Genomic DNA, 24,767 nt, shown 5'->3' on the forward strand with positions numbered 1-24,767 from the left:
ATCGCGGCCGGCGGCAGGGCCGATGATGCCGGCATGACGAACTCCCGCGCCTTGCGGCCCGTCGCCTCCGCGGGCGCGCTGCTGGCCGATGCCTGTATTCACGTCCTCGGCGTGACGGCCTCGATCGCCGCGTGCGTGGCGCTGGTGGCCGTGATGCCCTGGCCCGCGGACGGGCTCGCGACGGTCGCGATCGGCCTCTACGCGATCGGGCTGGTCACGATGCTGGGCTGCTCGGCGGCCTACAACCTGGCCGCCGAGGGGCGGGGCAAGCGCGTCCTGCGCCGGCTCGACCATGCGGCCATCTTCGTGATGATCGCGGGGACCTATTCGCCCGTCTCGCTGCTGGGCATCGGCGGCGATTGGGGGTGGAGCGTTGTGTCGGTCGTCTGGGTGGGCGCGCTGATCGGCGCCGGCCTCAAGCTCTTCGCGCCGGGGCGGTTCGAGCGTGCGGCCATCGCGGCCTACCTGCTGCTGGGCTGGGCGGGGATCGTCGCCATCGTGCCGCTGGTGGCGGCGCTGCCGGCGCTGGATCTCGCTTTGCTGGGCGCGGGTGGGCTGCTCTACAGCCTGGGCGTCGTCGCCCATGTCTCGAAGCGGATGCCGTACCAGAACGCGATCTGGCACGGCTTCGTGCTCGCCGCGGCGGCGTGCCACTTCGTCGTGGTGCTGCGCCTCGCGGCCGGGATCGGGTGAGGCCGGCCTAACGCCGGGCCATGCCCTTCTTGATCTCGCGCTCGATCGCCGCCCGCTCGCCGGTGCCGACGCGCCGCACGATCTCCGTCACGATGGCGACCGAGAGGCGGTGCCGCTTCGCGATCTCCTGGACTTCCGTCGGGTCGAGCATCACGGGCTCCGGCGCCTTGGGCGCCGCCGCGGCCTTTGCCGGGTTCTTCATGGTAAATCCTGTTCCGAAGCCTCGCCCGGAGCGAGGGAATTGAAGCTGGGCTGTCCCGGCTGCGCCGCGGGACGTCACGGCTCTGGCGGGGGATACCGCGCCCATCGCCCCTGCGCCGGGACGGTATAGTCCCCGTTCGCTGCCCTGCGATAGGGGCGTCGCTGCCCTTGTCGCGGGGCTTTCCCCGCTGGCAACATCGCAGGCATGGAACCGGTGCGCATGACGCCGGGCAGGGGAGACCGCCGGAATGACCCAGAAACCGATCCGTCGGCGCAGCGCGCTGGCCTTGCCGGTGTTGCTCGCTGCGCCCGCCCTGGCGCAGACCGCCTGGCCCGACCGTCCCGTGCGCGTGCTCATGGGCTTCCCGCCCGGGGGCCCCACCGATTTCGTCGGCCGCCTCACCGCGAACGGCCTGCAGGAGCAGCTCGGCCAGACCATGGTCTTCGAGAACCGGCCGGGCGCGAATTCCGTCCTTGCCGCCGAGGCCGTGGCCCGCGCGGCGCCGGACGGGCAGACGCTGCTCTTCTCCTCCAACTCGCTGGTGATGAACGCCAGCGTCTATGCCCGGCTGCCCTATGACCCCGCGAGCAGCTTCGCGCCGATCGGCATGGTCGCGACCTCGCCCAACGTGCTCTGGTGCGGCGCCTCGCAGCCCTGGCGCAACCTCGACGAGATGGTGGCGGCGGCGAAGGCCCAGCCGGGGGTGCTCGGTTATGCCAGCACGGGCAATGGCGGCAATGGGCATTTCGGCGGCGAGACGCTGCGGCAGGCGCTGGGCATCGACATCACCCATGTCCCCTATCGCGGCACGGCGCCGGCGCTGCTGGACGTCGTGGCCGGCCGTGTGCCGCTCATGCTGCAGACGCTGGTGGGCGCCATCGGCCCGTACCGGGAGAACCAGCTGCGGCCGCTGGTCGTCTTCGGCCCGCAGCGCGCGCCGGAGCTGCCGGACGTGCCCACGCTGAAGGAGCTCGGCCACGACGTCGCGGATTCGGGCGTGTGGTTCGGCGTGCTGGCGCCGGCGGGCACGCCCGCGCCGATCGTGCTGCGCGCCACGCAGGCGCTCGCCACCTTTCTCGCGAAGCCCGAGGCTCGGGCGCAGCTGGCGACCCAGGCCTCCGTCCCGGCCTATGCCGGCCCCGAAGAATTCGCCACGCGCATCCGCGCCGATGTGGTCGCCTGGGCGGAGGTTGCGCGGCGCGCCGGAATGCGGCCCGAATAGCGGATCATGCCCGTATCACTCCCAGGAGACTCCATGGACCTGCCGCTGGACGGCGTCACCGTCATCGAGGTGGGCCAGGCGCTCGCCGGCCCGCTGGCCGGCGCCGTGCTGGCCGACATGGGCGCCGACGTCATCAAGGTGGAAAAACCCGACGGCGGCGACGACGCCCGCCTCTGGGGCCCGCCCTATGGGCCGGACGGCATGACCTCGCTCTATTTCCACGGGCAGAACCGCAGCAAGCGCTCCATCACGCTGGATCTGAAGAAGCCGGAGGACATCGAGGCGCTGCACCGGATCTGCGAGACGGCCGACATCCTCATCCAGAACCTGCGCCCGGGCGTGGTGGACGAGATCGGCATCGGGCCCGAGGCCATGCTCGCGCGCCATCCGCGCCTCATCTACTGCTCGATCTGGGCCTTCGGCTTCGAGGGGCCGATGCGCCTCAAGCCGGGCTTCGACCCGCTGCTCCAGGCCTATGGCGGCATGATGAGCGTGACCGGCCAGCCCGACGGCCCGCCCACCTTCTGCGGCGCCTCGATCAACGACAAGGCGACCGGCCTCTTCGTCACCATCGGCGCGCTGGCGGCGCTGCGCTGGCGCGAGAAGACGGGGAAGGGCTGTCTGGTCGATTCCTCGCTCTTCGAGACGGCGGCCTTCTGGGTGGAGGGGCAGATCAACAACTACCTGTCCACCGGCGACATCCCGAAGCGCCACGGCACCGGCGCCGCGGTGATCGTGCCCTACCAGACCTTCGAGACGGCGGACCGGCCGCTCTGCCTCGCCGCCGGCAACGACCGGCTCTTCGCGCGGGCGGCGAAGGTGCTGGGGCATCCGGAATGGGCCGAGGATCCGCGCTTCGCTAAGGGCGGCGCGCGGGTGCACCATAAGGCCGAGCTCATCCCGCTGATATCAGAGGTCTTCGTCACGCAGCCGCGCGACCACTGGCTCGCAGCACTGGATGCCGTCGGCGTGCCGAGCGGCCCCGTGAACGACATCGGCGAGGTGACGGAGAGCGCGCAGATGGAGGCGGTGGGCCTGCTGCGCGAGCTGCCGGAGGGCGGGCCGAAGATCGTCAGCCTGCCGCTCTCCTTCAACCGGCGGCGGCCCTTCCCGCGACGGCCGGCGCCGCGGGTGGGCCAGCACAACCGGGAGATCCTGGGGCGGGACTGAGGTCCGCTACAGCGACCGCCCGATCGCATAGCCCTCCGCGGTCGCCGCCATCGGCGCGCGCGCGACCTTCGCATCGCCGATGACATGCACCGGCAGGCCCGCCGCGCGCAGCGGCGCCACCAGTGCGTCGTCCGGCGCGCGCGGCGTGGCATAGGCGAAGAAGACCACATCCTCGATCTGGCGCTCCTGGCCGGTATAGACATTGGCGTAGGTGAGCCGGCCGTCCTGCTCGAAATCCTCCGTCCATTTCGGCTCGGACAGCACTGCGACCTCGATGCCCAGCAGGTTCACGCGCCGGTAGATGCCCTGCCGCGTGACCATGGCGGTCTCCTGCGCGATGCTCTCCCGCGGCGTGAGGATCACCACGCGCTCGAAGCGCCGATGCAGCGCCATGGCAGCGCAATAGGTGCCGTCCGTGTGGTCCTGGTCGAAGATGACAGCCGTGCCCGGCTGCCGCGCGGTGATGCCCAGCACGTCGAGCAGGGCCGTCCGCAGGTCCTGCACATAGCCCTCGGCCTTCAGGCTCGCCGGCAGGCAGAGCGGCCAGACCATCGAGGCGCCCGTCGCCAGCACGGCCGCGTCGGGGCCGAGCGCCAGCACGTCCTCCGCGCTCGCGGTAGCGCCGAGCTCCATCCGCACGCCGGCCTTCTGCGCCTCGGCGAACTGAAAGTCGTAGATGCTGGAGAGCGGCTCGCCGCCCGGCAGCGCCGCGTGCAGCCGGAGCTTGCCGCCCACCTCCGCCGAGCGGCCGAGCAGGATCACCTCATGCCCGCGCGAGGCCGCCACCCAGGCCGCCTCCAGCCCCGCGACGCCGGCCCCCACCACGACCACTCGCTTGCGCGCCGCGGCCGGCGGCAGAGGAAGGGATTCCTCGGGCTCCGCGACGCGCGGGTTGTTGTCGCAGGCCAGCCGGTGCAGCGCGGTCACATTGTGCCAGCAGGAATTCGCGGAGACGCAGTAGCGGATGTCGCGCGCCCGGCCCGCCGCCGCCTTGTTCGGCCAGGCGGGATCGGTGATGAGCGCGCGGCCCAGCCCCACCATCTCCGCCTCGCCATGGGCGAGCAGCCCCTCGGCCTCGGCCGGATCGGTGATGCGGCCGAGCGCCATGACCGGCACGCCGCCAGCATGCGGGCGCAGGCGGCGGACCAGCTCGCGGAAGGGCAGGGCGGGCCAATGCGCGTCCGGCACATGCATATCGAGCGAGCGTGCATGGGTGCCCTGGGCGAAGGCCAGGTAGTCGATGCCGGTGCGCGACAGCCGCGCGGTGATGTCGGCCGCGACGCTGGGCGGAATGCTGGCGGCGAGGCCGTCGTCGCCCGGCATCTTCACGCCGAGGATGAAGCCGGAGCCGCAGGCCGCGCGGATGGCGGCGATGGTCTCGACGACCAGGCGCATGCGGCCCTCGAAATCGCCGCCATACTCGTCCTCGCGGTTGTTCGACCATGCCGACATGAACTGCGCGAAGATGTGCCCATGGCCGGCAGAGAGCTCGACGCCGGAGAAGCCGCACCGCTGCAGCCGCAGCGAGCCCGCCGCGAAGCCCTCGATCATCCGGCGGATCTCGGAGGGCGTGAGCGCATGCGGCATCGACCAGCTGATGTCGTCCGGCAGCGCGGCGGCGCCCACCGCGTCGAAATTGCGCCCCGCCACGTGGCGGCCGCGTCCGGAATCCTGCACCTGCGCCAGCAGCCGGCAGTCCTCGCCCTCCACCGCCGCAGCCCAGCGCTTCAGGCTGTCCAGCGCGCCGTCGTCGCGCGCATTCACCTTGATCGGCACATGCTGGTGCGAGGCCATGTTGACGGGCTCGGCGACGATCATCGCGGCGCCGCCGCGGGCGCGGTTCAGGCAGTACTGGATGTGCCGGTCGCTGACCTGCCCGCCGGCACTCATCGTCGTCAGGATCGCCAGATGCGCCACGCGGTTCCGAAGCCGCCGGCCCGCGAGCTCGAAGGGCGCGAAGAGGTGAGGATAGGGCCGATCGTCCCTCACTGCGGCACGCGCCCGCTCTCGCGCAGGAAGCGCAGCTGCGAGGCGAAGAGCCGGTTCGCCGCCGCGCGCACGGCGTCGCCATTGCCGAGCGAGGGGTCGAGCAGCACGCCGGCCTGGGTGAACTCGCGTTGCGCCTCGGGATCCGCCACCGCCGCCTCGAGGACCGCCGCGAGATAGTCGCGCCGATCGGCCGGCACGTTCTTCGGCAATGCTGCGAAGCGCCAGGCGGCCCAGCTGACGCCGCTGGTGCCCAGCGCCTCGTCGAAGGTGGGCACATCGGGGAGAACCGGCAGGCGTGCCGGTCCGGCGACGCCGACGGGACGCACCGCGCCGGCCTCGAGCTGCGAGCGGAACTCGGAGAAGAACACGGTCGCGAGGTCGATATGGCCGCCGAGCATCGCCGTCATCCCGGGGATGCCGCCCTGGAAGGGCACCTTCACGAACTTCGCGCCGGTGCCGCGCTCGACCTGCTCGATGATGAACTCCGAGGCGCTCTGCGGCAGCATCGAGATGCGGACGGTCTCCGGCGCCTCCCGCGCCCGGGACACGATGGCCGGCAGGTCGAGCCCCTGCATCGGGCCGCGCGCCGCCGATATCCAGACCGTCGGGTCGTAGTTGAGGAAGGCGGCGATCTCCAGGTCGTTGACGCTCCACAGACCCTGGGCGCGCAACACGCCGTCCACGAAGACCCCGCTGGAGAGGACGCCCACCGTGTAGCCGTCGCTCGGCGCCTGCCGCGCCATGTAGGCATGCGCGACCATGCCCGCGCCGCCGGTCCGGTTGTTGACGATGAAGCGATGCCCGGTCAGCCGCTCGGCATGGCGGGCGACGATCCGCGCCGTGACATCCATGCCGCCGCCAGCGGGATAGGCCACGACCAGCTCGATGGGACGGTTCGGGAAATCGGCGGGCCTGGGCGCGCCGAGCGCCGGCGCCTGGGCGAGGGCCGGACGCGCCAGGAGAGCTGCCGGGCCGGCCAGCAGGGTGCGACGATGCATGACGACGTCCTCCATTCCGCGGTCTTGAAGTGAGCCGCTTTCCTTGTGACCAGACTACATTTCGATGCGTAATCGAAATGTAGTGTAGCTCACCGCGCCGCGCGTGGCAGAGGCGATCCGCAAGGCGGTTTAAGCGGGAGCCTCGCGGGGCCGGGCAGGGGGGCACGGCACCCGAGGCTGATACCGCAGGAACAGGAAAACGCGCGGCAGCCTGGCCAATCCATCGGCCTGCCGATTCCGTAGATCAGCGGCTCGAAAGCGCGCCCAGGCGCTTTCCCCTGACGAGGATGCCGCGATGAACATTCTGGTGAAGCTCGCCTGCCTGGCCGGAGGCGCCGCGATCGCCGTGGCGTGCTCGGTCGAGGCCTATACGCGCGCCGTCCGGGAGCCCGCGACCCGGCAAGGAAACCGCTCGTGACCCCGATCGACAAAGTTCTCTACACGGCCATGACCCACACCACGGGCGGCCGGGACGGCGCGTCCCGCAGCTCCGACGGCCGTCTCGACATCAGGCTGTCCTCGCCGGGCACCTCGGGCGCCGGCACCAATCCGGAGCAGCTCTTCGCCGCCGGCTGGTCGGCCTGCTTCATCGGCGCGATGCGGATCGCGGCGAGCAGGATGAAGGTCTCGCTCCCGGCCGAGCTCGCCGTCGACACCGAGGTGGACCTGTGCAGGACCGGCGACGCCTATGTCCTCCAGGCGCGCCTCAACATCAGCCTGCCGGGGATCGAGCGCGACGTCGCCCAGGCCATGGCCGAGGCCGCGCACCAGACGTGCCCCTATTCCAAGGCGACGCGCGGCAATATCGACGTCGTGCTCAACGTGATCTGACCGGCGAGCCGTGGCGCGCCGCGGCGGAGCCGAGGCTCCCCAGCACGCGCACGGCCTCCTTCAGGTCCGCCGTGTCGAGGCCTTCGACGAAGCGCTCAAGCACCGGCTGCAGCAGGGCCCGGGCATCTTCGCGCCGGCCCTGGATGGCCCACAGCTCGGCCAGATCGGTGGCGGTCCGCAGCTCCCAGGCCGGCGCGCCCTGGCGGCGGCTCCATTCGAGCGATGCCCGGAAGCAGGCTTCCGCCTCCTCCTCGCCGGGCCGCGGCATCGCGAGGAGGATGCGGCCCTTCATGCGCAGCAGCTCCGGCATGTGGGAAAACTCCCCGTTCTCCTCGACGAGCCGGATCGTCCCGTCGATCAGCGCGATCCCTTCCGCGAAGCGGCCGAGCGCCGCCAGCCCTCGCGCGAGCGAGATGCGGAATGCCGTCGTGACCATGTGGTAGCGCGCCGCGTCGAGCTCCGTCAGCGCGCTCCGGAGGCTCGCGACTCCCGCCTCCGGGTCGCCGCGGCGGAGGGCCAGCTCGCCCCGGAAGCCGCGGCCGACCGCCAGATACGGCCCCAGCGAATAGGTCTCGGCGCGGGAGGTGAAGCGGTCGATATGCTCCTCGGCGCTCCGGAGATCGCCGATCTCGAAGAAGACGGAGATGGCCCAGACCAGGGCGATGGAGATCGTGACCGGGTGATCCGTGCCCATGGCCTCCTCGACGCTCCGGCGCACCCGCTCCACGGCCTGGGCCGGATGGCCCTGTGACCACAGGGTCTGCGCCAGCGCGAAGCCCGCCATGACGTGGCCGTCGAAGCCGAGATAGGTCGTGCTGGTCCGGCGGGAGCTCCCGTGCCGCAGCGCCGCCTCCAGCTCCACGCGCGCGGCGCGGAGGTCGCCGGTCAGGTTGAGGGAGATCCCCAACAGGGAATGGGCCAGGGCGAGCGCGGCCGGATCGGCCATGGCCGCGGCCACGGCGGAGCTGCGCCTGGCATGGTGCAGCGCGGTCCTGGGATCGCCGACGCGATGATGGAACATGTGCAGCATGCTCAGCACCTGGAGCTGCTGGAGCGCGTCGCCGCGCTCCTCGGCGATGGCGAGGCTCCGGTTCATCGCGGCCCGCGCCGCCTCGCTGCTGCCGCGCGTGAACATCGACGACAGCCCGAGCGCCGCCTGCAGGTGCATCTCCTCGGCCCCGCCGCGCGCGGCCTCGTCGAGGGCGGCGATCGCTCGCTCCGACCAGCGATGGCATTCCGCCATCAGGGAGGTGGCCAGGAAGACAGGCGCTGCGGCGGCGGCGAGCGCCACGCCGATCCCGGCATCGCCCTGCGCGCCGAAGCACCATTCCAGCGCGGCGCGCACGTTGTTCAGATCGGCGAGGCCGAGGGCCCGTCCCATCTTGTCCGAGAGGGCCGGCCATTCGGCGCCGGTCTCCTCCAGCCATCGCCGGAAGTGGCCGGCATGGCGCGCGGACAGGGCGGCGGACTCGGCCTCGTCGACGCGGGTGTCGAGGACATAGGCCCGCGTCGTGTCCAGCAACCGATAGCGCATCGCGGCGCCGACGGGACGCGCCGGGACCATGGATTTCGCGACGAGGCTGTCGATGGCGCCGAGGACGAGGAACTGGTCGATCGCCTCGCTGGTCGCGACGGCAAGCGCCGCCTCGAGCGTGAAATGCCCCACGAAGACGGCGAGCCGGCGCAGCACCTGCCGCTCCGGACCGGTCAGGAGCTCGTGGCTCCAGTCCATCGTGGCCTGCAGCGTCTTCTGGCGCGGCGGCGCGGTGCGCTGGCCCATCCACAGCAGGGCCAGCCGCTCGTCGAGCAGCGCCGCGGTCTGCTGCAGGCCATAGGCCTCGACCCGCCCCGCCGCCAGCTCGATCGCCAGCGCCAGGCCATCGAGCTTCCGGCAGATATGCGCCACGACGGCGGCGTCTGCGTCGCGCAGGTCCAGGGGCGCGCCGCTCGCCGCCGCGCGCTCCATGAAGAGCTGGACCGCGGGGAAGCCCAAGGCGTCCGAGGCCGTGAGCGCAGCATCCTCCGGCGGCACGGAGAGCGGCGCGAGCCGATGGACCTGCTCGCCCTCCACCCTGAGGGGCTCGCGGCTCGTCGCCAGGATGTGGACCTCCGGTGCCTCCAGGAAGATGCGCGCTGCCAAGCCCGCGGAGGCCTCGATGAGGTGCTCGCAATTGTCGAGGACCAGCAGGAGCTGCCGGTCGCGCAGATAGGCGATCAGGCTGGGCGTCGGGTCGTCGGATTCGACGGGAATCCCGAGCATCGACGCGAGCGCCGCGGGCACCATCCCCGGATCGCGGAGCAGCCCCAGATCGACGAAGAGCACGGCCCCGGCGAAATCCTCCAGCAGCGCATGCGCGACCGCGACGGCGACCGTGGTCTTTCCGACCCCGCCGGCGCCCACGATCGTGACGAAGCGCGACACGGCAAGCTGGGCCGAGAGCGCGGCGACGCCCTCGTCCCGCCCGACCATCCGCGCCAGCCGCGTGGGGAGGAAGGTGGCGCCACGGAAGGGGACGGCGACCGCCGCGGCTGAAGCCGGCCTGGCCGCCGGCCGCGAGACCGGCGCGACGAAGCAGTAGCCCCGGCCGGGCAGGGTGGCGATGTAGCGCGCGCCGTCCTTTCCGTCGCCCAGCGCTTTGCGCAGGCCGGCGACGTGGAAGCGCAGGCTGCCCTCCTCCACCATCACGTCGGGCCAGACCAGGGCCAGGAGCTCGCCCTTGCCGATGATCTCGTTGGGGCGGGACACCAGGGCGATCAGCATGTCGAGGGTGCGCGCGCCCAGCTCGACCGGGACGCCGTCCTTCGTCAGGAGCCGTTCGCCCGCGACCAGGCGGAAGGGCCCGAAGGAAACGGCGTCCTGCCTTCGCGTCTCGGGGCGCGTCAGGTTTTGCATCGAGTGATCGGGTCCTCGCCCGGAAGTGGTGCCGGCTTCAGCAAACCACGGGCGGAAGGAGCCTCCTTGTCGAAAGCGATCGCGGCGGGCCCGATCGCCACGATGCCGGAACGGAAATCGTCGCATGAAGCGCCGGCGAAGTAACCGCCGGCAAGGCCGGGCAACCCGGGAAAAGCATGGCCCAGGCGCCGGGCCTAGAGCGGTCCAGAGGAATGCCCTCACCGATTTCCCTTCGCCAGGAGCCAAGATCATGACCGAGATACCAGCCGGAGCGGGCCTTCACGGCGGACGAGATGCTCGATGACATCACGCTGTACTGGCTCACCAACACCGGCACATCGTCCTCGCGGTCCTATTGGGATGCCGCGCAGCTCGGCGGCGGGCCTTTCACGGCCATCGACATCCCGAACGTCCCCGTCGCCGCGACGGTCTTCCCGGGCGAGATCTACCGCGCGCCGCGAAGCTGGGCCGAGCGGAGCTTCCGCAAGCTCGTCTACTGGAACGAGGTCGACCGGGGCGGCCATTTCGCGGCCTGGGAGGAGCCGGAGCTCTTCGCCGCCGAGCTCCGGGCGGCGTTCCGGCGGCCCCGCGGGGCCGCCGGATGTCGGGGGCTCAGGCGGCCGCCCGGTCATCTGCCGGGCGGCGCCTGGCCTCGACCTGCGCCTCGGTGAGGTTCCGCCGGCGCCAGGCCGTGGGGGTCTCGCCCATGAAGCGCCGGAAGAGCTTCGATAGATGCGCCTGGTCGGCCAGCCCGCAGGCGAGCGCGACCTGGCTGAGCGGCTCGCTCGTGGTCAGCAGCAGCCGCTGCGCCAGCTCCAGCCTCAGCCGCGTGATGTGCGTGTGCGGCGTGGCGCCGTAGCTCTCCTTGAAGGCGCGGCAGAAGTGGCTGACGCTCAGCGGGATCTGCTCCGCCAGCTCGGCGATGGGCAGCGCCTCCTCCAGATGCTGGCTCAGGTAGCGGTCAATCTTCCGCCGCTGCCACGGCGCCAGGCCGCCGCGCGCCTCCTGAGGGGCCGGCGTGAGGAGCGTGACCAGCCGCAGGGCGGCCGCCCGCGCGCCTTCCGGGTTGCGCCCGATCGCACGGCGGACGTCGTCGAGGATGTTGGCGGCCTGGGCGGAAACGCTTCCTGGCCCGAAGTCCTCCGGCGGGGCGCCCTGCCGATCGGAAGCGGGGAGATCCTTCTCGGCCCGCGAGGCGTGTTCCATCGTCCATGCTCCTGCCGGCAGGCGTCTTGCGCGGATGGCGTGACCATCTGATGCGCTTCCCGGCGGCGGCGGCCCGATGCCGTCGCGGCCTCCGGCATCCAAGCGGAGGCGCCGGGGAAACGCCCGATAGGGCTTGTGCATCCTTGCGAGCGGTTGTGAGCCCGTGTGACCGACGAGGGGCATGCGCACGTCGCCGCGGCCCATCGCGCGGAAGGAGGAGGGATCGCCATCCCGCGGCAATCCTGGAAAAGCCCGGCCGCCGCCCCGGGGATAGGTTCCGGCACCCTGTGAATCCCGGATGGTCTGACCGATGACGCTCCTCATCCTCGCCTATCTGGCCGGCGTGCTCACCATCGCCAGCCCGTGCATCTTCCCGATCCTGCCCTTCGTGCTGGCGCGCGCGGACGAGCCGTTCCGGCGCGGCGGCCTGCCGATGCTCCTCGGCCTGGCCTTCGCCTTCGCGGCGGTGGCGAGCCTGGCGGCGGTCGCCGGCGGCTGGGCGGTGGAGGCGAACCGCTACGGGCGGACCACCGCGCTGGTGCTGATGACGCTGTTCGGGCTCACGATGCTCCTGCCCGGCCTCGCGACATGGCTGGCGAGGCCGCTGGTGTCGCTCGGGTCCAGGCTCTCGGACCGGGTCGGGCCTCGAGCGACGGTGGCCTCCTCGATCCTCCTCGGCGTCGCGACGGGGCTGGTCTGGGCGCCCTGCGCGGGGCCGGTGCTGGGCCTGATCCTGACCGGCGCGGCGCTGAGCGGCCCCAGCCTGCAGACCTCGTTCCTGCTGCTGGCCTATGGTCTGGGCGCGGCGACCTCGCTGGCCGCGGGCGTGCTCCTCGGCGGGCGCATCCTGGCGGCCGTGAAGCGCTCGGTGCGGTGGGGGGACGGCCTGCGCCGCATCCTCGGCGCCGCCGTGGTGGCGGGCGCCGCGACCATCTGGCTCGGGCTGGACACCGGCCTGCTGGCCCGCCTGTCCGCCGCCGGCACCAACGCCGTCGAGCAGCATCTCATCGACATCCTGCAGAGCGAGACGAGCTTCAGCATGACCACCCCCGCGCGCGCCGCCTCGACGCCGGCGCTCTCCGGCCCGCTGGCCGCGCTGCCCGGCGCGCGGCAATGGCTGAACACCCCGCCGCTCCGCGCCGAGGACCTGCGTGGCAAGGTGGTCCTGGTGAATTTCTGGACCTATTCCTGCATCTACTGCCTGCGGACGCTGCCGTATCTCCGCGCCTGGGCCGAGACCTACAGGGATCGCGGCCTCGTGGTCGTCGGCGTGCACACGCCGGAATTCGCCTTCGAGCGGGATGTCGACAATGTACGCCGGGCCGCGATGTCGCTCGGCGTCGGCTATCCCGTGGCGATCGACAACGACTTCGGCATCTGGCGGGCCTTCGGCAACAGCGCCTGGCCGGCCTTCTACTTCATCGGCGCCGACGGCCGGGTGCGCCACCGGGTGCTCGGCGAGGGCGGCTACGAGCAGTCCGAGCGGCTGATCCGGCAATTGCTGGCCGAGGCCGAGGCCGATGGCGCGCCGCCTGCCGGCACGGCCGCCCCCGTCACCGCCATGGGGCTGGAGGCCGCGCCGGATCCGCGGAACCTTCGCTCGGACGAGACCTATGTCGGCTACAGGCTGGCCGCGAACCTCGCCTCTCCCGGCGACATCCGGAGGGATACGCCCAGCGTGTATCGGGCCGCCGTGCCGCTGCCGCTGAACCGCTGGAGCCTCTCGGGCCCCTGGACGGTCGGCAGCGAGTTCGCCACCGCGAACGAGGCCTCCGCTGCCATCTCCTATCGCTTCCATGCGCGCGACCTGCACCTCGTGCTCGCGCCTCCGTCGCAGGGGCAGGCCATCCGGTTCCGCGTCACGTTGGACGGCGCTCCTCCCGGGGCCGACCACGGCTTCGACGTGGATGCCGAGGGCTGGGGCGTCGTGCGCGACGCGCGGCTGTACCAGCTGGTGCGGCAGGCGGGCGCGGTGGCCCCGCGGACCTTCACCATCGAGTTCTTCGGCGCCGGCGTGCGGGCCTACGCCTTCACCTTCGGATGAGCGGCCAGCGCCGCTCCTCGGGGCGGCGCGTCGCTCACCCCGGCCAGGTCCCGCGCCGGAACGTCAGGCCGGGCCGCCGCCCTCGCATCGCGAGACCGGGGCCACGAAGCAGTAGCCGCGGCCCCAGATGGTCACGACGTATTTCGGGTCGCGATGCTCGTCGCAGAGCACCCGCCGGATCGCCGCGATGTTGACGCGAAGGTTCTCGTCGCAGAGCACGAGGTTGGGCCAGGCATGGGCGATCAGCTCGCTCTGGCTGACGACATCGGGGGCGCGCCGCACGAGGAGCTCGAGCAGATCCAGGGCCCTGCTGCCGAGGGCCACCCGCGTGCCGTCCCGCTCAAGGGACCGCCTCCGGATGCAGAGCCGGAAGGGGCCGAAGGCGAAGCTCGGCGGCGCTTCGGCCTGCGTCCAGACGCGGGCGGGAGCCGATGGGATGATCGCCTCTGGAATCCGGACGGGATGCGTCGAAGGGCGCGGCGTCGCGCGCTTGAGGATCGTCTGGCTCATGGTCATCTGTCTCTCCTGAAATGGGTGTGATCCGACCCCGCGGGGAGTTCGGGCATCCTTGCGGGGCCGCCGCTCACGCGGCTCGGCGATAGAGGGCGCGCCAGGCCCGCGGGGGGTGCCCGACGAGGCGCTTGAAGACCGTCGTGAAGTGCGACTGGCTGTCGAACCCGACCTCGAGCGCCACCTCGCCGACGGGCGTCCCCGACCGGGCGAGAAGCTCCTGCGCCCGCTCGATCCGGCGGCGCAGCAGGTACTCGTGGGGCCGCTGGCCCGTGGCCGCCCGGAACTGGGAGGCGAAGTGCATCCTGGAGAGGCCGACGGCGGCGGCGACGTCGGCGAGCGTCACCCGGTCCTTGAGCTTGCCCTCGAGATAGTCCAGGGCGCGCTTCAGGCGCCATTTCGGCAGGGGCGTGGCGCGCGCCCGCTCCGAAAGATCGGCCCCATCCGCGACCGCGATGACCCGGGCCAGGATGGCGAGGCCGATCGAGTCCGCGTAGAGCTCGTCCAGGCCGCATCCGAGCTGCGACGCGCTCAGAAGCGCGACGCCGAGCTTGTAGAGCGCCGGATCCGGCACGGCGCCGACGCCGGAGGGTATCCTGCACGGGCGATGGCCCGCCCGGTCGGCCATGCATTCGGCGACGAGCTCGTTCGGGACGCTCAGATGCAGGCTGTCGTAGGGGCCGCGGAACCGGCCGCGGGCCATGGCGCCCGGCTCCGTGACGTTCACGAGGCCGGGCAGGGCGAAGCCGTCGAGCAGCATGTGCCCGTCCACCTCGAAGCGCACCTCGAAGCGCCGGAGGGCGATGCCGACGACATGGCACGAGGCGGGCGTCCTGGCGCTGACCTCCCGGTTTCCCGGCTGGAGGGAGCGCCATCGTGCCGCGAGGATGCGCGGTCCTTGCGGCCCGGAGGCGCCGTCGGCGAAGGGCTGCCGCCAGGGTGCATTCTCATCGATCGCCGCGCAGGCCCGCTGCGCATCGTCCCGGAATGGATCCGGTGGCCCGATCCCGTGCAGCTCCATCGCAGCCCCCGTCGATTTGGATGGGCTGGACCCTAGGCGAAGCCGAATCCCGAGTCCCGGAAGCGGTTCTGAAGAAAAATGAAGGCGTATTCATGCACCCCCTGCGACCCATCGCGCCGTGCGATTCTGAAAGTCGGCGGATGGCGACAGCAGACGCCGGAGGATCGGTCCGACTAGGCTTCGCCCCCGGGGATGCCAGGGGTGGACCTTCCGCATGATGCTCGACTGGACCGGCTATCTGGAACAGCTGCTCGCGCGCGTCAGCGAGATGGGCGAGCTCAGCCCCGACACGGTGCGCGGCTACCGGACCCTGATGACGGCGGGCGAGGACACGAGGCACCTCGACACGAAGACGCGGGAGCTGGTCGCCCTGGCCTGTTCCGTCATGGCCCGGAACGACGGGTGCATCACCCTCCATGCCAATGCGGCCGCCAAGCACGGCGCCTCGCGCGGCGAGGTGGCCGAGGTGCTGTGCGTGGCCGTGGCCCTCGGGGCCGGCGTGGCCCTGGTCTCCTCGCTGCGGGCGCTGGAGGCCTTCGGGGTCCATTCGGACGGCCTGCCCGACTAGGGCCAATTCCCCGCAGGCCTTAAGCCGGGACGCCGCTCCTCCGCCTATTCCACCGTCCTGGCATCCACCCGGCCCGGAGCGGCGAGGGCACGGCATTCGGCCAGCACCTCGCGCGCCCGGCGCAGGAGCGGAAGGTCGAGCCCGCTGCCGAACCTGTCGTAGACGGGGCGGAGCGTTGCCTCCGCCTGGGCCGCGCGGCCTTCCGTCAGCCGGAGCCGCGCCAGGGCGAGCGCGGCGCGCAGCTCGCACAGCAGGGCCCCCTGCTCGCCTGCCGTGGCGAGCGCGAGGTCGAAGCGCCGCTCGGCCGCGGACCGCTCGCCCTGGGAGAGGAGCAAGTCCCCTTCGATCCGGTGGAGCTCCGGCAGGCACCAGCGCTGCTGGCCCGACTCGGCCATGGCGGCGGCCTCCCGGACCAGGTCCAGCGCCTCCGCCGCCTGTCCCGTCTGCGCCATGGCCTCGGCCAGATTCCCCATGAATTCCGGGTTGCGCATCAGCCATCCGGCCTGGTTGCGCGTGCCGATGCCGGAGCGCAGGAGCGGGATGGCCCTGGCATGGTCGCCGCGGCGGACCTCCAGCTGGCCCTGCAGGCACTGCGCCCAGCTCGTCCAGAAGGCCATCCCGTTGCGCAGCGACAGGTCGGACAGCAGCGCGACAGCCGCCTCGGCATGGCCGAGATCGTCGATGGCGAGCGCCACCGGGCACAGCGCGTTGCGCAGGGCGTAGCAGATCGAGAGCCGGTCATTCGCCCGCTGCGCCTCGGCCAGGTTGCGGAGCGCGAGGCGGAGCGCTTCCTCCAGCTCGCCCTGCATCAGCAGCACGCGCGCGAGCATCGCCTGCGTGAGGACCCTCTGGTCGACCAGGAACCACATCGACTGGGCCTGGTCTGTCGCCGCGTGCTGATGGTCGAGCGCGCGTTCCAGCAGCTCCCGGGCTTCCGGCTGCCGGCCCATGTAGTGCAGGGCCGTGCCCAGCAGGCGATGGCCGACGGCCACGTCCGCCGGATTGTGCGCCCCCTCCGCGATCCGCAGGAGCCGGGAGGCGGCGTCGTGCGCCTCCTCGTAGCGGCCGGCATTCAGGTGCAGGCTCCAGGTGGCCCAGAGGGCGCGGAGCCGCAGCGCCGAATCGTCGAGCCTCTCCGCGAGCCGCAGCGCCGTGCGGAGCGCCGCGGCCGTGCTGTCGACGAGCCCCGCCGTGTTGAGCAGGGCGAAGCCGAGCTTGATGTACAGCCAGGCCGCGACCTCGTCGCCCAGCCCGCTTTCCGTCGTCAGCTGGGCCAGGGCGCGCTGGATGCTGTCGGTGCATTCCACGACCAGCAGGAGCTGGAGCCAGACGGGGACATAGGCCGTGGTGAGCTCGACGCCGGTCGCGACATCGCCGCCCGGCGCGAAGGCCCAGCTCAGGGCGGCGCGGACATTCTCCAGCTCCCGGCCATGGCGCACGAGGTCCTCGGCAGTGGGGCTCGCCGCCGGCTCGGCGGCGATCATGTTGCGGTAGTAGACGGCGTGCCGGCGCTTCGCCGCCTCGGCCTCGCCCGCCGCGACGAGCTGCTCCAGCGCATAGGCGCGCGTCGTCTCCAGCAGCCGCCAGCGCGTGTCGGAGGCGCCGCTGTCCAGCGAGATCATGGATTTCGCGACGAGGTTCGAGATGCCCACCATGACGGCGGCGGCGTCGCCCAGCTCGCCGTCGGTCACGGCCATGGCCGCTTCCAGGGTGAAGCCCGCCGGAAAGACCGAGAAGGAGCGCAGCAGCGCGCGCTCGGCCTCGGAGAGCAGGTCGTGGCTCCAGTCGAGGGTCGCGCGCAGCGTCCGGTGCTTGGGAAGGGCCGTGCGGCGGCCGCCGGTCAACAGGCTGAAGCGCTCGTGGAGGCCGGTGAGGACCGCCTCCGCACCCAGGGATGCGACGCGGGAGGCAGCGAATTCGAGCGCGAGCGGAATCCCGTCCAGCCGCCGGCAGATCGCGCCGATGACGGGGGCCTCCGCCTCGGTCACGGGGCCGCCGCCGCGCAGCTCCTCGATGCGGGAGACGAGGAACTGGGCGGCGCTGTGGCGCAGCAGCTCCCGGCCGCCCTGGACAGTTTCGGGCGGGACCTCCAGCGGCGGCACGCGGAAGCAGAACTCGCCTTCCGTCCGCAGCATCTCGCGGCTGGTGGCGAGGATGCTGGCGTTGGGGCACTGCCGGATGATCGCGTCCACGATCTCGGTGCTCGGCTCGAGCAGGTGCTCGCAATTGTCGAGCAGGATGAGGACTGCGCGGGCGCCGATGGCCGTGGCGATGCCCACCGGCGAGGTCTCGCCCGGAGGCAGCTCCAGCTTGAGCGCGCTGGCGACGGCGGAAGGCGCGAGCCTGGGATCGCTCAGCGCGGCGAGATCCACGAAGCGGACATCGCCATGGTACTTCTGCATGAGCGAGCGCGCGACCTCCAGGGCGAGCCGCGTCTTGCCGATGCCTCCCGGCCCGACCAGCGTCACCAGCCGATAGGCGGAGAGGTAGTCGCCCAGCTGCTGCAGGGCCGTGGAGCGGCCGATCAGCCGCGCGGGCGTCAGGGGGAGGGCGCCGGAGTCCGATGGCGGCAGGACCGGCGGAGGCGGGGCCTGGTCGGCAGGGCGAGGCTCCGCGGTGCGGCGGGCGACCCATTCGCCGGCCAGGATGTAGCCGCGGCCCCAGACCGAGCGCAGCAGTCCCTGGTCCGGGCCCAGGGCCTTGCGGATCGCCCGGATATGCACCTGCAGCGTGTTCTCCTCCACGAAGACGCCGGGCCAGACATGCGCGATGAGATCGGTCTTGGACACGAGGCGGCCGCCGGCCTGCAGGAGAATCTCCAGGATCTCGAAGGCGCGCCCGCCGATCGGCACCATCCGGCCGTCGATGTGGAGCTCGCGCCGGCTGAAGTCGGCCTCCCAGCCGCGATAGGCATAGATGGGCTTCGTCGCGGCTTCCCGCTCGCCGGGAACCGCCTCCACCGGTTGCGCGACCATCATGCCGCGGTGCCCGATGCGGCGCGGCGGCGCCGCGCGCGTGTCCGCGGCCGGCACGCCCATCGAGGCTGGAGATGCTCGCAGTGGATCACGTCTGCTGCGTTCCTGTGACGCGGACAGCGCCCGGCCTGCCGCCGAGCCGAAGCTCCACGGCGTGGTCAGGCTACCCTCGTTGTTAGAGTTCGTTAAAGAATGAATTCCTTTAAAACGGCTACGCAACGTTTATCTTATCGGGTGTCGGAGCGGCACGCCCCGTCCTCTCGTCGGCCGCCCAGAGGAACGTGCGAAACCGGAAAGCCTGCCCGCTCTTCGAAATACGCCGTGGAACCCCGTCTGTAAGACAGCTTCACGACTGAGGAGCAGGGATCATGACGGCTTGGCGGCACGGTCGGGAAGCGCGCGATGCCCGCATCGCAGCGGGCGCGAGGCTGGCGAAGGGCAAGATCGTCGAGGCGCAGGACGCCACCGGCCTGCTGGAAGCCATCCTGCGGCCCGGCGACCGGGTCTGCCTGGAGGGCGACAACCAGAAGCAGGCGGACCTGCTCAGCGCGGCGCTCCTCGCGGTCGATCTCGCCAAGGTGCACGACCTGCACATGGTGCAGTCCGGCGTCGTGCTGCCGGAGCACCTCGACATCTTCGACCGCGGCGTGGCGAAGAAGCTCGACTATGCCTATTCCGGCCCGCAATCGGCGCGCATCGCGACGATGCTCTTCGGCGGCAAGATCGAGCTGGGGGCGGTCCACACCTATCTGGAGCTCTTCGCCCGCTACTTCATCGACCTCACGCCGAACGTGGCGCTGATCGCGGCGGTCAGCGCGGATCGCGAGGGCAACCTCTACACCGGGCCGAACACCGAGGACACGCCGACGGTCGTGGAGGCGACGGCCTTCAAGGACGGCGTCGTCGTCGCCCAGGTGAACGAGATCGTGGAGAAGGTACCGCGCGTCGACATCCCCGGCGACCGCGTGAACTTCGTCATCCAGTCGGACAAGCCGTTCTTCGTCGAGCCGCTGTTCACACGCGATCCGGCCGCCATCACCGAGGCGCAGATCCTGACGGCGATGCTGGCGATCAAGGGCATCTACGCGCCCTATGGCGTGCGCCGGCTGAATCACGGCATCGGCTTCAACACCGCCGCGATCGAGCTGCTGCTGCCGACCTATGGCGAGAAGCTGGGGCTGAAGGGCAAGGTCGCGACGCATTTCGCGCTCAACCCGCATCCCGCGCTGATCCCGGCGATCGAATCCGGTTGGGTGGAACAGATCCACTCCTTCGGCTCCGAGGTCGGGATGGACGACTACATCCGCGCCCGGTCGGACGTGTATTTCACCGGGCCGGACGGCTCGCTGCGCTCCAACCGGGCCTTGTCGCAGACGGCCGGCCTCTACGCCTGCGACATGTTCATCGGCTCCACGCTGCAGATCGACCTGCAGGGCCATTCCTCGACGGTGACGACGACGCGCGTTTCCGGCTTCGGCGGCGCGCCCAACATGGGGAGCGACGCCCGCGGCCGCCGCCATCCGAGCGGGCCCTGGCTGCAGGCCGGCAAGGAGGCCGATCCCGACAGCCTCGCGCTGCTGCGCCGCGGCCGCAAGCTGGTCGTTCAGATCGGCGAGACCTTCGGTGACAAGAACGTGCCGCTCTTCGTCGAGCAGCTCGATGCCATCGCGCTGGCCGAGAAGCTGAAGCTCGATCTGGCGCCGGTCATGATCTACGGCGACGACGTCACGCATATCGTCACCGAGGAGGGCATCGCCAACCTGCTGCTCTGCCGGAGCGGCGACGAGCGCGAGCAGGCGATCCGCGGCGTGGCCGGCTACACCGAGGTCGGCCGTGGCCGGGACAGGAAGATGGTCCAGAGCCTGCGCGAGCGCGGCGTGATCCGCCGGCCGGAGGACCTCGGCATCGACCCGCTCGACGCCGACCGGAACATGCTGGCGGCGCGCTCCATCAAGGACCTCGTCCATTGGTCGGGCGGGCTCTACGCGCCGCCCTCCAAATTCCGGAACTGGTGAGAAGGAAAGCCCCGATGGAAGACCTGACCTTGCACCACAGCGCGCGGCAACGCGCCGCCGGCGACCGGCGGATGGCCCTGATCGGCGTGGTGGCCTCGGGCAATCTGGAGGTGCTGGTGGAGCGCGTCCTGCCCGACACCGAATGCCAGCTGGAGATCAAGACCGCGGCCGAGGGCTTCGGCGAGGTCTGGGATGCCGTGGTGGCGGACTTCGTCGAACGCTATTCGCCCGGCGGGCTGAAGTTCTCGATCAACGACGGCGGCGCGCGCCCCGACACGGTCTCGCTGCGCCTGGCCCAGGCCGTCCGCCTCATGGCGGAGGACGACCGATGAGCGCCGATCGGATGGCCAGCTGGTACGAGGCCTCGGCAAGGGCGCGGCTGCGCCTGCTGCTCGACCCCGGAAGCTTCGAGGAGTTCATCGGGCCGGAGATGCGCGAGGTGAGCCCGCATCTGAAGGTCTTCGGCCTGCCCGAGCAGTTCGACGACGGGATCATCGTGGGCCGCGGCAGCCTGGACGGATCGCCGGTGCTGGTCGCGGCGCAGGAAGGCCGCTTCATGGGCGGCGCCTTCGGCGAGGTCCATGGCGCCAAGCTGACCGGCCTGCTGCGCGCCGCGCGGGACATCAGGACGACCCCCGTGCTGATCCTGTTCGACACCGGCGGCGTGCGTCTCCAGGAGGCCAATGCGGGCGAGCTCGCCATCGCCGAGATCATGCGCGCGGTGATCGAGGCGCGGACCGCGGGCGTGAAGGTGATCGGGCTGATCGGCGGCCGCTCCGGCTGCTACGGCGGCGGCGGGCTGATCGCCGGCTGCTGCTCGGCGCTGGCGGTGTCCGAGCAGGGGCGCATCGCCGTCTCGGGCCCGGAGGTCATCGAGACCAACCGCGGAGTCGAGGAGTTCGATTCCAAGGATCACGCCCTGGTCTGGCGCACGATGGGCGGCAAGCACCGGCGGCTGCTCGGCGGTGCCGATGCCTTCACCGACGACACGGTGCAGGGGTTTCGCGACGCGGCGCTGGAGCTGCTGGGCTCCGTCGCGGGCTTCGGCCTCGACACGCTGAAGGCCGAGCAGTCGCGCCTGGAGGACCGCCTGCAGCGTTTCGGCGCGTGCCGGGACGCCACCGACATCTGGGCGGCGGAGGGCGTCCCCGACCCCGCCTCGGTTCCGGCCCTGCCCGCCGACCAGTTCATCCCGCTCGCCGACCAGGTCCGGAGGATCCCCCGTGACGCTCGATGACATCCTTGCCTCCCTCTTCCCGGGCGGCCACGACGTGACCAACGACCACGGCGTGCTGCTGGGATCGGGCTCTCTCCGGGCCGGCGGCCGGGCGCTGGTCATCGGCATCGCGGACCGCACCGCGGTCGGCGTGGACGAGGCCATCCGCCTGTCCGGAGCCGTGCTGGGCTCCATCGGGAAGGACAGCGGCCCGATCCTCGTGATCGTGGACAGCGACAGCCAGCGGATGAGCCGGCGCGACGAGCTGCTGGGGCTGAACGAGTTCCTGGCCCATCTCGCCAAGTGCCTCATCCATGCAGACCTGCAGGGCCGGCCGACCATCGGCCTGCTCTACGGCCATACGGCGGCCGGCGCCTTCCTGGCCACGGCGCTGGCGACCCGCGTGCTGGTGGGGCTGCCCGGCGCCGATCCTGCGGTGATGGACCTGCCCTCCATGGCGCGGGTGACGAAGCTGCCGATCGAGGTCCTGCAGGAGAAGGCGAAATCCACGCCGGTCTTCGCGCCCGGGCTGCAGAACCTGAGCCAGACCGGCGCCGTGCATGAGATCTGGGACGAGGCCGCCCCGCTGGCGGACCAGCTGGACGTGCTGCTTGCGAAGATGCCGGATGCGCGCGACCGGCGGGGCGCGCTCGGTCTGGAGCGCAAGGGCCGGCTGAAGGCCGCCGAGATCGCGGAGCGCGTGCATGACCTCGCCCTCCTGCCACGGTGACCGGCGGGTCCGCCGCCACGACCTGATCTTCGTCCGTCCGGCCGCGTGGCGCTCGCTGCTCGGGACGCGCGCGGACCTGGCCGCCGAGCCGCTCGCCGCCGGGTGGGTCGAGCAGGGGTGGCCATTGATCGGACGGCGTCCGATGCCGGGCGAGGCGCAAGGAGTAGCGCTGGGCCTGCCGCTGCCGCCCTTTGCCGGCAAGCGGCGGATTTCCGTCCTCATGCATCCTCGGGACATCGTCTCGACGGCACCGCCGCCCGCCTTGAACCTTGCCACCCTCATGGCGCCGCTGGCCTGGTGGCCCGCTCTCGACAGCCTCGCCGCGCTGGCGTCGCGGCATGCCGTGGAGGCGCGGGTCTTCGGCAGCCTGGCCTGGCAGGTGCTGACCGGGCTGGACTACGTGACCGACAGCTCCGACCTCGATCTCCTGCTGCATGTCCGCCGCGACACGGATCTTCGCGCCCTGGCCGCCGATCTGGCCGGGATCGAGGCCGCAGCGCCCATGCGGCTCGATGGCGAGCTGGTCCGCGACGACGGCGCCGCCGTGAATTGGCGGGAGGTCCATGCCGACGCGCGCGAGGTCCTGGTCAAGACCATCGACGGCGTCAGCCTGTGCGAGGCCGGCCTCTTTCTCCGCGGGGGGGCGCCATGACGACCGCCCTCGCACGGGTCGCGTGTCCCGCACGGCTTCGACCGGCGGGCCTTCCCGATGCCGGCGGCATCGCGGCGACGGCGGTGCGCTGCCTGCTGCTGGAGCTGGAGACCTGGCCCAAGCCCGGCCTTGTGAGCCATGTCGATGCCGGCAGCCACACGGACATGACCGCCGACACCTTCCGGGCCAGTGCCGCCTCCATCGCGCCGCATCTCCAGGCCCTGGCTGAGGCCGGCGCCGAGGGCTGCGGGATGGGGCGCCTGCGGATCATCGGCCTCGACGCCGAGGCGGCCATGTTCGCGGCGACCTCGGGGGTCAACACGCATCGGGGCGCCATCTTCGGAATGGGACTGCTCTGCGCGGCGGCCGGCGCCAGGGCCGGCGGCCGGATCGATCCCGGCCTGCCCCTGGGAGCCGTTGTCTCGCGGCTCTGGGGCGGCAGCATTCTCGATGGTCCGATCCTGCTGCACAGCCACGGCAACGGCGCCCGCCGCCGTTACGGCGCCGGCGGCGCCCGGCTGGAGGCCGCCCAGGGATTTCCCGGCGTCTACGAGGTCGGGCTGCCGGCCTTGCGGAGGGCGGCGCTCGCCGCTCCCGGTGATGCCGAGGCCGCGCGCGTCGAGGCCTGCTTTGCCCTTATCGCCGTCCTCGAGGACACCAACCTGCTGCATCGTGGCGGCCCGGCCGGCCTTCGCTTCGCCCATCGCGCGGCCCGGCGATTCCTCGCCGAGGGCGGCGTCGGCCGGGCGGATTGGCGGGAGCGTGCGCGATCGGTGCACGAGAACTTCGTCGCCCGCCGGCTCAGCCCGGGCGGCTCGGCGGACCTCCTCGCCATGAGCCTGTTCGTCGATGCCCAGGAAAGGATGCCCTGCTGATGGCCCATGCGATCCTGCTGGCGCTGGCGCCGATCTTCTTCGTGATGGCCCTCGGCTATGGCGCCGGGAAGCTGCGCATCATCGACAACGGCCAGATCGGGGGCCTCAACGCCCTCGTCATGGATTTCGCCCTGCCGGCGTCGCTCTTCGTGGCGACCGCCTCGGCCTCGCGCAGCCAGATGTTCGCGCAGGCACCGCTCTTCGCCATCTTCGGCGGGGCCATGCTGGCGCTGTACTTCGCTTGGTACGTGCTGGCGCGGGCGCTCTGGAAGGCGACCAAGGCGGATGCCTCCCTGCAGGCGCTGACGATCGCCTTCCCGAACCTGGCCGGCGTCGGCCTGCCGATCGTCTCCGCCGTGCTGGGGCCGAGCGGGACGGTGCCACTGGCCGTGGCCCTGGCGGCCGGTTCCATCCTGGTCAGCCCGCTCACGCTGATCCTGCTGGAGATGACAAACGGGAAGTCGGGCGGCGCCGGCGAGACCTCGACGCGGCGGGTGCTCCGGGCGCTGCGGCGCGCGCTGACCAAGCCCGTCGTGGCGGCACCGGCGCTGGGCATCCTGGTCTCGCTGTCCGAGCTGCAGCTTGGCAGCGTCGCCGAGGCCTGCCTGCTGCTCATCGGGCATGCCGCCGCCGGTGTGGCGCTGTTCCTGACGGGGCTGATCCTCTCGGCGCAGTCCTTCCGGCTGGACTGGAAGGTCGTGGGCGCGACGGGCATGGCCGATGTCCTCCGGCCGCTGCTGGTGGCCGCGGTGGTCTTCTCCTTGCCGATGGCGCCGGAGACGGCGAAGACGGCCATCCTGCTCGGCGCGGTGCCCTCGGGCTTCTTCGGCATCCTCTTTGCCGTGAACTACAGGCTGGACTCCGCGACGACGGGCTCCATGGTGATCGCCAGCACCATCTTCAGCATCGTGACGATGGCGGTCGCCATCGCCGTGCTCTTCCCGCAATGAGGTGTTG

The 24,767-nt window shown here is 71.7% G+C and carries 23 protein-coding genes; 15 read left to right on the plus strand and 8 right to left on the minus strand.

The features are described from left to right. The first annotated feature begins 33 nt into the window (after window positions 1-33). Window positions 34-693 carry a PAQR family membrane homeostasis protein TrhA gene (gene trhA, locus AC1ROY_RS18925; protein ID WP_493150415.1) on the plus strand — a complete coding sequence of 220 codons (660 nt, stop codon included), beginning with the start codon at window positions 34-36 and terminating at the stop codon, window positions 691-693. Between the two features lie 7 nt (window positions 694-700). Here the strand turns inward: trhA and AC1ROY_RS18930 are convergent, their stop codons facing one another. Continuing rightward, window positions 701-895: a hypothetical protein gene (locus AC1ROY_RS18930; protein WP_493150416.1), complete on the minus strand. Its 195-nt coding sequence runs from the start codon at window positions 893-895 to the stop codon at window positions 701-703. 247 nt (window positions 896-1,142) lie between these two features. On the opposite strand from AC1ROY_RS18930, the gene AC1ROY_RS18935 reads away from it, so the two are divergent. Both AC1ROY_RS18935 and AC1ROY_RS18940 read left to right on the plus strand, forming a co-directional pair. After that, window positions 1,143-2,117 (plus strand): Bug family tripartite tricarboxylate transporter substrate binding protein, encoded by a 975-nt coding sequence (locus AC1ROY_RS18935; RefSeq protein WP_493150417.1) that lies wholly within the window; start codon window positions 1,143-1,145, stop codon window positions 2,115-2,117. Between the two features lie 33 nt (window positions 2,118-2,150). Beyond that, window positions 2,151-3,287, plus strand: coding sequence for a CaiB/BaiF CoA transferase family protein (locus AC1ROY_RS18940; protein ID WP_493150418.1), 1,137 nt, complete (start codon window positions 2,151-2,153; stop codon window positions 3,285-3,287). Between the two features lie 6 nt (window positions 3,288-3,293). Here the strand turns inward: AC1ROY_RS18940 and AC1ROY_RS18945 are convergent, their stop codons facing one another. Next, the gene (locus tag AC1ROY_RS18945) at window positions 3,294-5,276 is read right to left on the minus strand and encodes an oxidoreductase (protein WP_493150419.1); all 1,983 of its coding nucleotides are present in this window, start codon (window positions 5,274-5,276) and stop codon (window positions 3,294-3,296) included. Then, complete coding sequence (locus tag AC1ROY_RS18950; protein WP_493150420.1) at window positions 5,273-6,274, minus strand: tripartite tricarboxylate transporter substrate binding protein; 1,002 nt, start codon at window positions 6,272-6,274, stop codon at window positions 5,273-5,275. Before AC1ROY_RS18950 ends, AC1ROY_RS18945 begins: the two co-directional genes overlap by 4 nt. Window positions 6,275-6,569: 295 nt before the next feature. On the opposite strand from AC1ROY_RS18950, the gene AC1ROY_RS18955 reads away from it, so the two are divergent. Both AC1ROY_RS18955 and AC1ROY_RS18960 read left to right on the plus strand, forming a co-directional pair. Next, window positions 6,570-6,692, plus strand: coding sequence for a hypothetical protein (locus AC1ROY_RS18955; protein ID WP_493150421.1), 123 nt, complete (start codon window positions 6,570-6,572; stop codon window positions 6,690-6,692). Then, a complete protein-coding gene (locus AC1ROY_RS18960; RefSeq protein WP_493150422.1) occupies window positions 6,689-7,105 on the plus strand; it encodes an organic hydroperoxide resistance protein in 417 nt (138 codons plus the stop codon). The genes AC1ROY_RS18955 and AC1ROY_RS18960 overlap by 4 nt, the downstream gene beginning before the upstream one ends. On the opposite strand, the gene AC1ROY_RS18965 is transcribed toward AC1ROY_RS18960, so the two are convergent. After that, window positions 7,092-9,998 carry an ATP-binding protein gene (locus AC1ROY_RS18965; protein WP_493150423.1) on the minus strand — a complete coding sequence of 969 codons (2,907 nt, stop codon included), beginning with the start codon at window positions 9,996-9,998 and terminating at the stop codon, window positions 7,092-7,094. The genes AC1ROY_RS18960 and AC1ROY_RS18965 overlap by 14 nt on opposite strands. A gap of 293 nt (window positions 9,999-10,291) precedes the next feature. On the opposite strand from AC1ROY_RS18965, the gene AC1ROY_RS18970 reads away from it, so the two are divergent. After that, window positions 10,292-10,669, plus strand: coding sequence for a hypothetical protein (locus AC1ROY_RS18970; protein WP_493150424.1), 378 nt, complete (start codon window positions 10,292-10,294; stop codon window positions 10,667-10,669). Here AC1ROY_RS18970 and AC1ROY_RS18975 read toward each other — a convergent pair. Further along, window positions 10,611-11,204, minus strand: coding sequence for a helix-turn-helix domain-containing protein (locus AC1ROY_RS18975; RefSeq protein ID WP_493150425.1), 594 nt, complete (start codon window positions 11,202-11,204; stop codon window positions 10,611-10,613). The two genes, AC1ROY_RS18970 and AC1ROY_RS18975, sit on opposite strands and share 59 nt — an antisense overlap. Window positions 11,205-11,514: 310 nt before the next feature. Here AC1ROY_RS18975 and AC1ROY_RS18980 point away from each other — a divergent pair, with 310 nt between their 5' ends. After that, the gene (locus tag AC1ROY_RS18980; protein ID WP_493150426.1) at window positions 11,515-13,248 is read left to right on the plus strand and encodes a cytochrome c biogenesis protein DipZ; all 1,734 of its coding nucleotides are present in this window, start codon (window positions 11,515-11,517) and stop codon (window positions 13,246-13,248) included. 63 nt (window positions 13,249-13,311) lie between these two features. On the opposite strand, the gene AC1ROY_RS18985 is transcribed toward AC1ROY_RS18980, so the two are convergent. Then, complete coding sequence (locus AC1ROY_RS18985) at window positions 13,312-13,758, minus strand: winged helix-turn-helix domain-containing protein (protein WP_493150427.1); 447 nt, start codon at window positions 13,756-13,758, stop codon at window positions 13,312-13,314. A 73-nt stretch (window positions 13,759-13,831) separates the two neighbouring features. Beyond that, window positions 13,832-14,779, minus strand: coding sequence for a helix-turn-helix transcriptional regulator (locus tag AC1ROY_RS18990; protein WP_493150428.1), 948 nt, complete (start codon window positions 14,777-14,779; stop codon window positions 13,832-13,834). A 214-nt stretch (window positions 14,780-14,993) separates the two neighbouring features. Here AC1ROY_RS18990 and AC1ROY_RS18995 point away from each other — a divergent pair, with 214 nt between their 5' ends. Beyond that, entirely contained in the window at window positions 14,994-15,347 is a 354-nt protein-coding gene (locus AC1ROY_RS18995; protein ID WP_493150429.1) for a carboxymuconolactone decarboxylase family protein, read from the plus strand. A gap of 44 nt (window positions 15,348-15,391) precedes the next feature. On the opposite strand, the gene AC1ROY_RS19000 is transcribed toward AC1ROY_RS18995, so the two are convergent. Beyond that, a complete protein-coding gene (locus tag AC1ROY_RS19000; RefSeq protein ID WP_493150430.1) occupies window positions 15,392-18,385 on the minus strand; it encodes an ATP-binding protein in 2,994 nt (997 codons plus the stop codon). 305 nt (window positions 18,386-18,690) lie between these two features. Between AC1ROY_RS19000 and mdcA the strand changes: the two genes are divergently transcribed. The 7 genes from mdcA to AC1ROY_RS19035 are packed head-to-tail and all read left to right on the plus strand — an operon-like array spanning window position 18,691 to window position 24,760. After that, the gene (gene mdcA, locus AC1ROY_RS19005; RefSeq protein ID WP_493150431.1) at window positions 18,691-20,337 is read left to right on the plus strand and encodes a malonate decarboxylase subunit alpha; all 1,647 of its coding nucleotides are present in this window, start codon (window positions 18,691-18,693) and stop codon (window positions 20,335-20,337) included. A gap of 14 nt (window positions 20,338-20,351) precedes the next feature. After that, window positions 20,352-20,669 (plus strand): malonate decarboxylase acyl carrier protein, encoded by a 318-nt coding sequence (gene mdcC, locus AC1ROY_RS19010; RefSeq protein WP_493150432.1) that lies wholly within the window; start codon window positions 20,352-20,354, stop codon window positions 20,667-20,669. Continuing rightward, window positions 20,666-21,574 (plus strand): biotin-independent malonate decarboxylase subunit beta, encoded by a 909-nt coding sequence (locus tag AC1ROY_RS19015; protein WP_493150433.1) that lies wholly within the window; start codon window positions 20,666-20,668, stop codon window positions 21,572-21,574. The genes mdcC and AC1ROY_RS19015 overlap by 4 nt, the downstream gene beginning before the upstream one ends. Beyond that, window positions 21,561-22,283 (plus strand): biotin-independent malonate decarboxylase subunit gamma, encoded by a 723-nt coding sequence (gene mdcE, locus AC1ROY_RS19020; RefSeq protein WP_493150434.1) that lies wholly within the window; start codon window positions 21,561-21,563, stop codon window positions 22,281-22,283. The genes AC1ROY_RS19015 and mdcE overlap by 14 nt, the downstream gene beginning before the upstream one ends. Next, entirely contained in the window at window positions 22,258-22,935 is a 678-nt protein-coding gene (mdcG, locus tag AC1ROY_RS19025) for a malonate decarboxylase holo-[acyl-carrier-protein] synthase (RefSeq protein ID WP_493150435.1), read from the plus strand. The genes mdcE and mdcG overlap by 26 nt, the downstream gene beginning before the upstream one ends. Next, complete coding sequence (gene mdcB / locus AC1ROY_RS19030) at window positions 22,932-23,810, plus strand: triphosphoribosyl-dephospho-CoA synthase MdcB (RefSeq protein ID WP_493150436.1); 879 nt, start codon at window positions 22,932-22,934, stop codon at window positions 23,808-23,810. The genes mdcG and mdcB overlap by 4 nt, the downstream gene beginning before the upstream one ends. Beyond that, window positions 23,810-24,760, plus strand: coding sequence for an AEC family transporter (locus tag AC1ROY_RS19035; protein ID WP_493150437.1), 951 nt, complete (start codon window positions 23,810-23,812; stop codon window positions 24,758-24,760). Before mdcB ends, AC1ROY_RS19035 begins: the two co-directional genes overlap by 1 nt. The last annotated feature ends 7 nt before the right edge of the window (window positions 24,761-24,767 follow it).

The organism is Roseococcus sp. GW821-FHT12F05 (genome assembly GCF_058806835.1).

Bases quoted from the DNA above. Each gene is read 5' to 3' on its own strand.
- AC1ROY_RS18975 (WP_493150425.1), bottom strand. From the start codon at position 11,204: ATGGAACACGCCTCGCGGGCCGAGAAGGATCTCCCCGCTTCCGATCGG.
- mdcB (WP_493150436.1), top strand. From the start codon at position 22,932: ATGACGACCGCCCTCGCACGGGTCGCGTGTCCCGCACGGCTTCGACCG.
- AC1ROY_RS19015 (WP_493150433.1), top strand. From the start codon at position 20,666: ATGAGCGCCGATCGGATGGCCAGCTGGTACGAGGCCTCGGCAAGGGCG.
- trhA (WP_493150415.1), top strand. From the start codon at position 34: ATGACGAACTCCCGCGCCTTGCGGCCCGTCGCCTCCGCGGGCGCGCTG.
- AC1ROY_RS18980 (WP_493150426.1), top strand. From the start codon at position 11,515: ATGACGCTCCTCATCCTCGCCTATCTGGCCGGCGTGCTCACCATCGCC.
- AC1ROY_RS18935 (WP_493150417.1), top strand. From the start codon at position 1,143: ATGACCCAGAAACCGATCCGTCGGCGCAGCGCGCTGGCCTTGCCGGTG.
- AC1ROY_RS18940 (WP_493150418.1), top strand. From the start codon at position 2,151: ATGGACCTGCCGCTGGACGGCGTCACCGTCATCGAGGTGGGCCAGGCG.
- AC1ROY_RS19000 (WP_493150430.1), bottom strand. From the start codon at position 18,385: ATGGGCGTGCCGGCCGCGGACACGCGCGCGGCGCCGCCGCGCCGCATC.
- mdcG (WP_493150435.1), top strand. From the start codon at position 22,258: ATGACCTCGCCCTCCTGCCACGGTGACCGGCGGGTCCGCCGCCACGAC.
- AC1ROY_RS18970 (WP_493150424.1), top strand. From the start codon at position 10,292: ATGCTCGATGACATCACGCTGTACTGGCTCACCAACACCGGCACATCG.
- AC1ROY_RS18985 (WP_493150427.1), bottom strand. From the start codon at position 13,758: ATGAGCCAGACGATCCTCAAGCGCGCGACGCCGCGCCCTTCGACGCAT.
- AC1ROY_RS18950 (WP_493150420.1), bottom strand. From the start codon at position 6,274: ATGCATCGTCGCACCCTGCTGGCCGGCCCGGCAGCTCTCCTGGCGCGT.
- AC1ROY_RS18965 (WP_493150423.1), bottom strand. From the start codon at position 9,998: ATGCAAAACCTGACGCGCCCCGAGACGCGAAGGCAGGACGCCGTTTCC.
- AC1ROY_RS18995 (WP_493150429.1), top strand. From the start codon at position 14,994: ATGATGCTCGACTGGACCGGCTATCTGGAACAGCTGCTCGCGCGCGTC.
- mdcA (WP_493150431.1), top strand. From the start codon at position 18,691: ATGACGGCTTGGCGGCACGGTCGGGAAGCGCGCGATGCCCGCATCGCA.
- AC1ROY_RS18930 (WP_493150416.1), bottom strand. From the start codon at position 895: ATGAAGAACCCGGCAAAGGCCGCGGCGGCGCCCAAGGCGCCGGAGCCC.
- AC1ROY_RS18990 (WP_493150428.1), bottom strand. From the start codon at position 14,779: ATGGAGCTGCACGGGATCGGGCCACCGGATCCATTCCGGGACGATGCG.
- mdcC (WP_493150432.1), top strand. From the start codon at position 20,352: ATGGAAGACCTGACCTTGCACCACAGCGCGCGGCAACGCGCCGCCGGC.
- AC1ROY_RS19035 (WP_493150437.1), top strand. From the start codon at position 23,810: ATGGCCCATGCGATCCTGCTGGCGCTGGCGCCGATCTTCTTCGTGATG.
- AC1ROY_RS18955 (WP_493150421.1), top strand. From the start codon at position 6,570: ATGAACATTCTGGTGAAGCTCGCCTGCCTGGCCGGAGGCGCCGCGATC.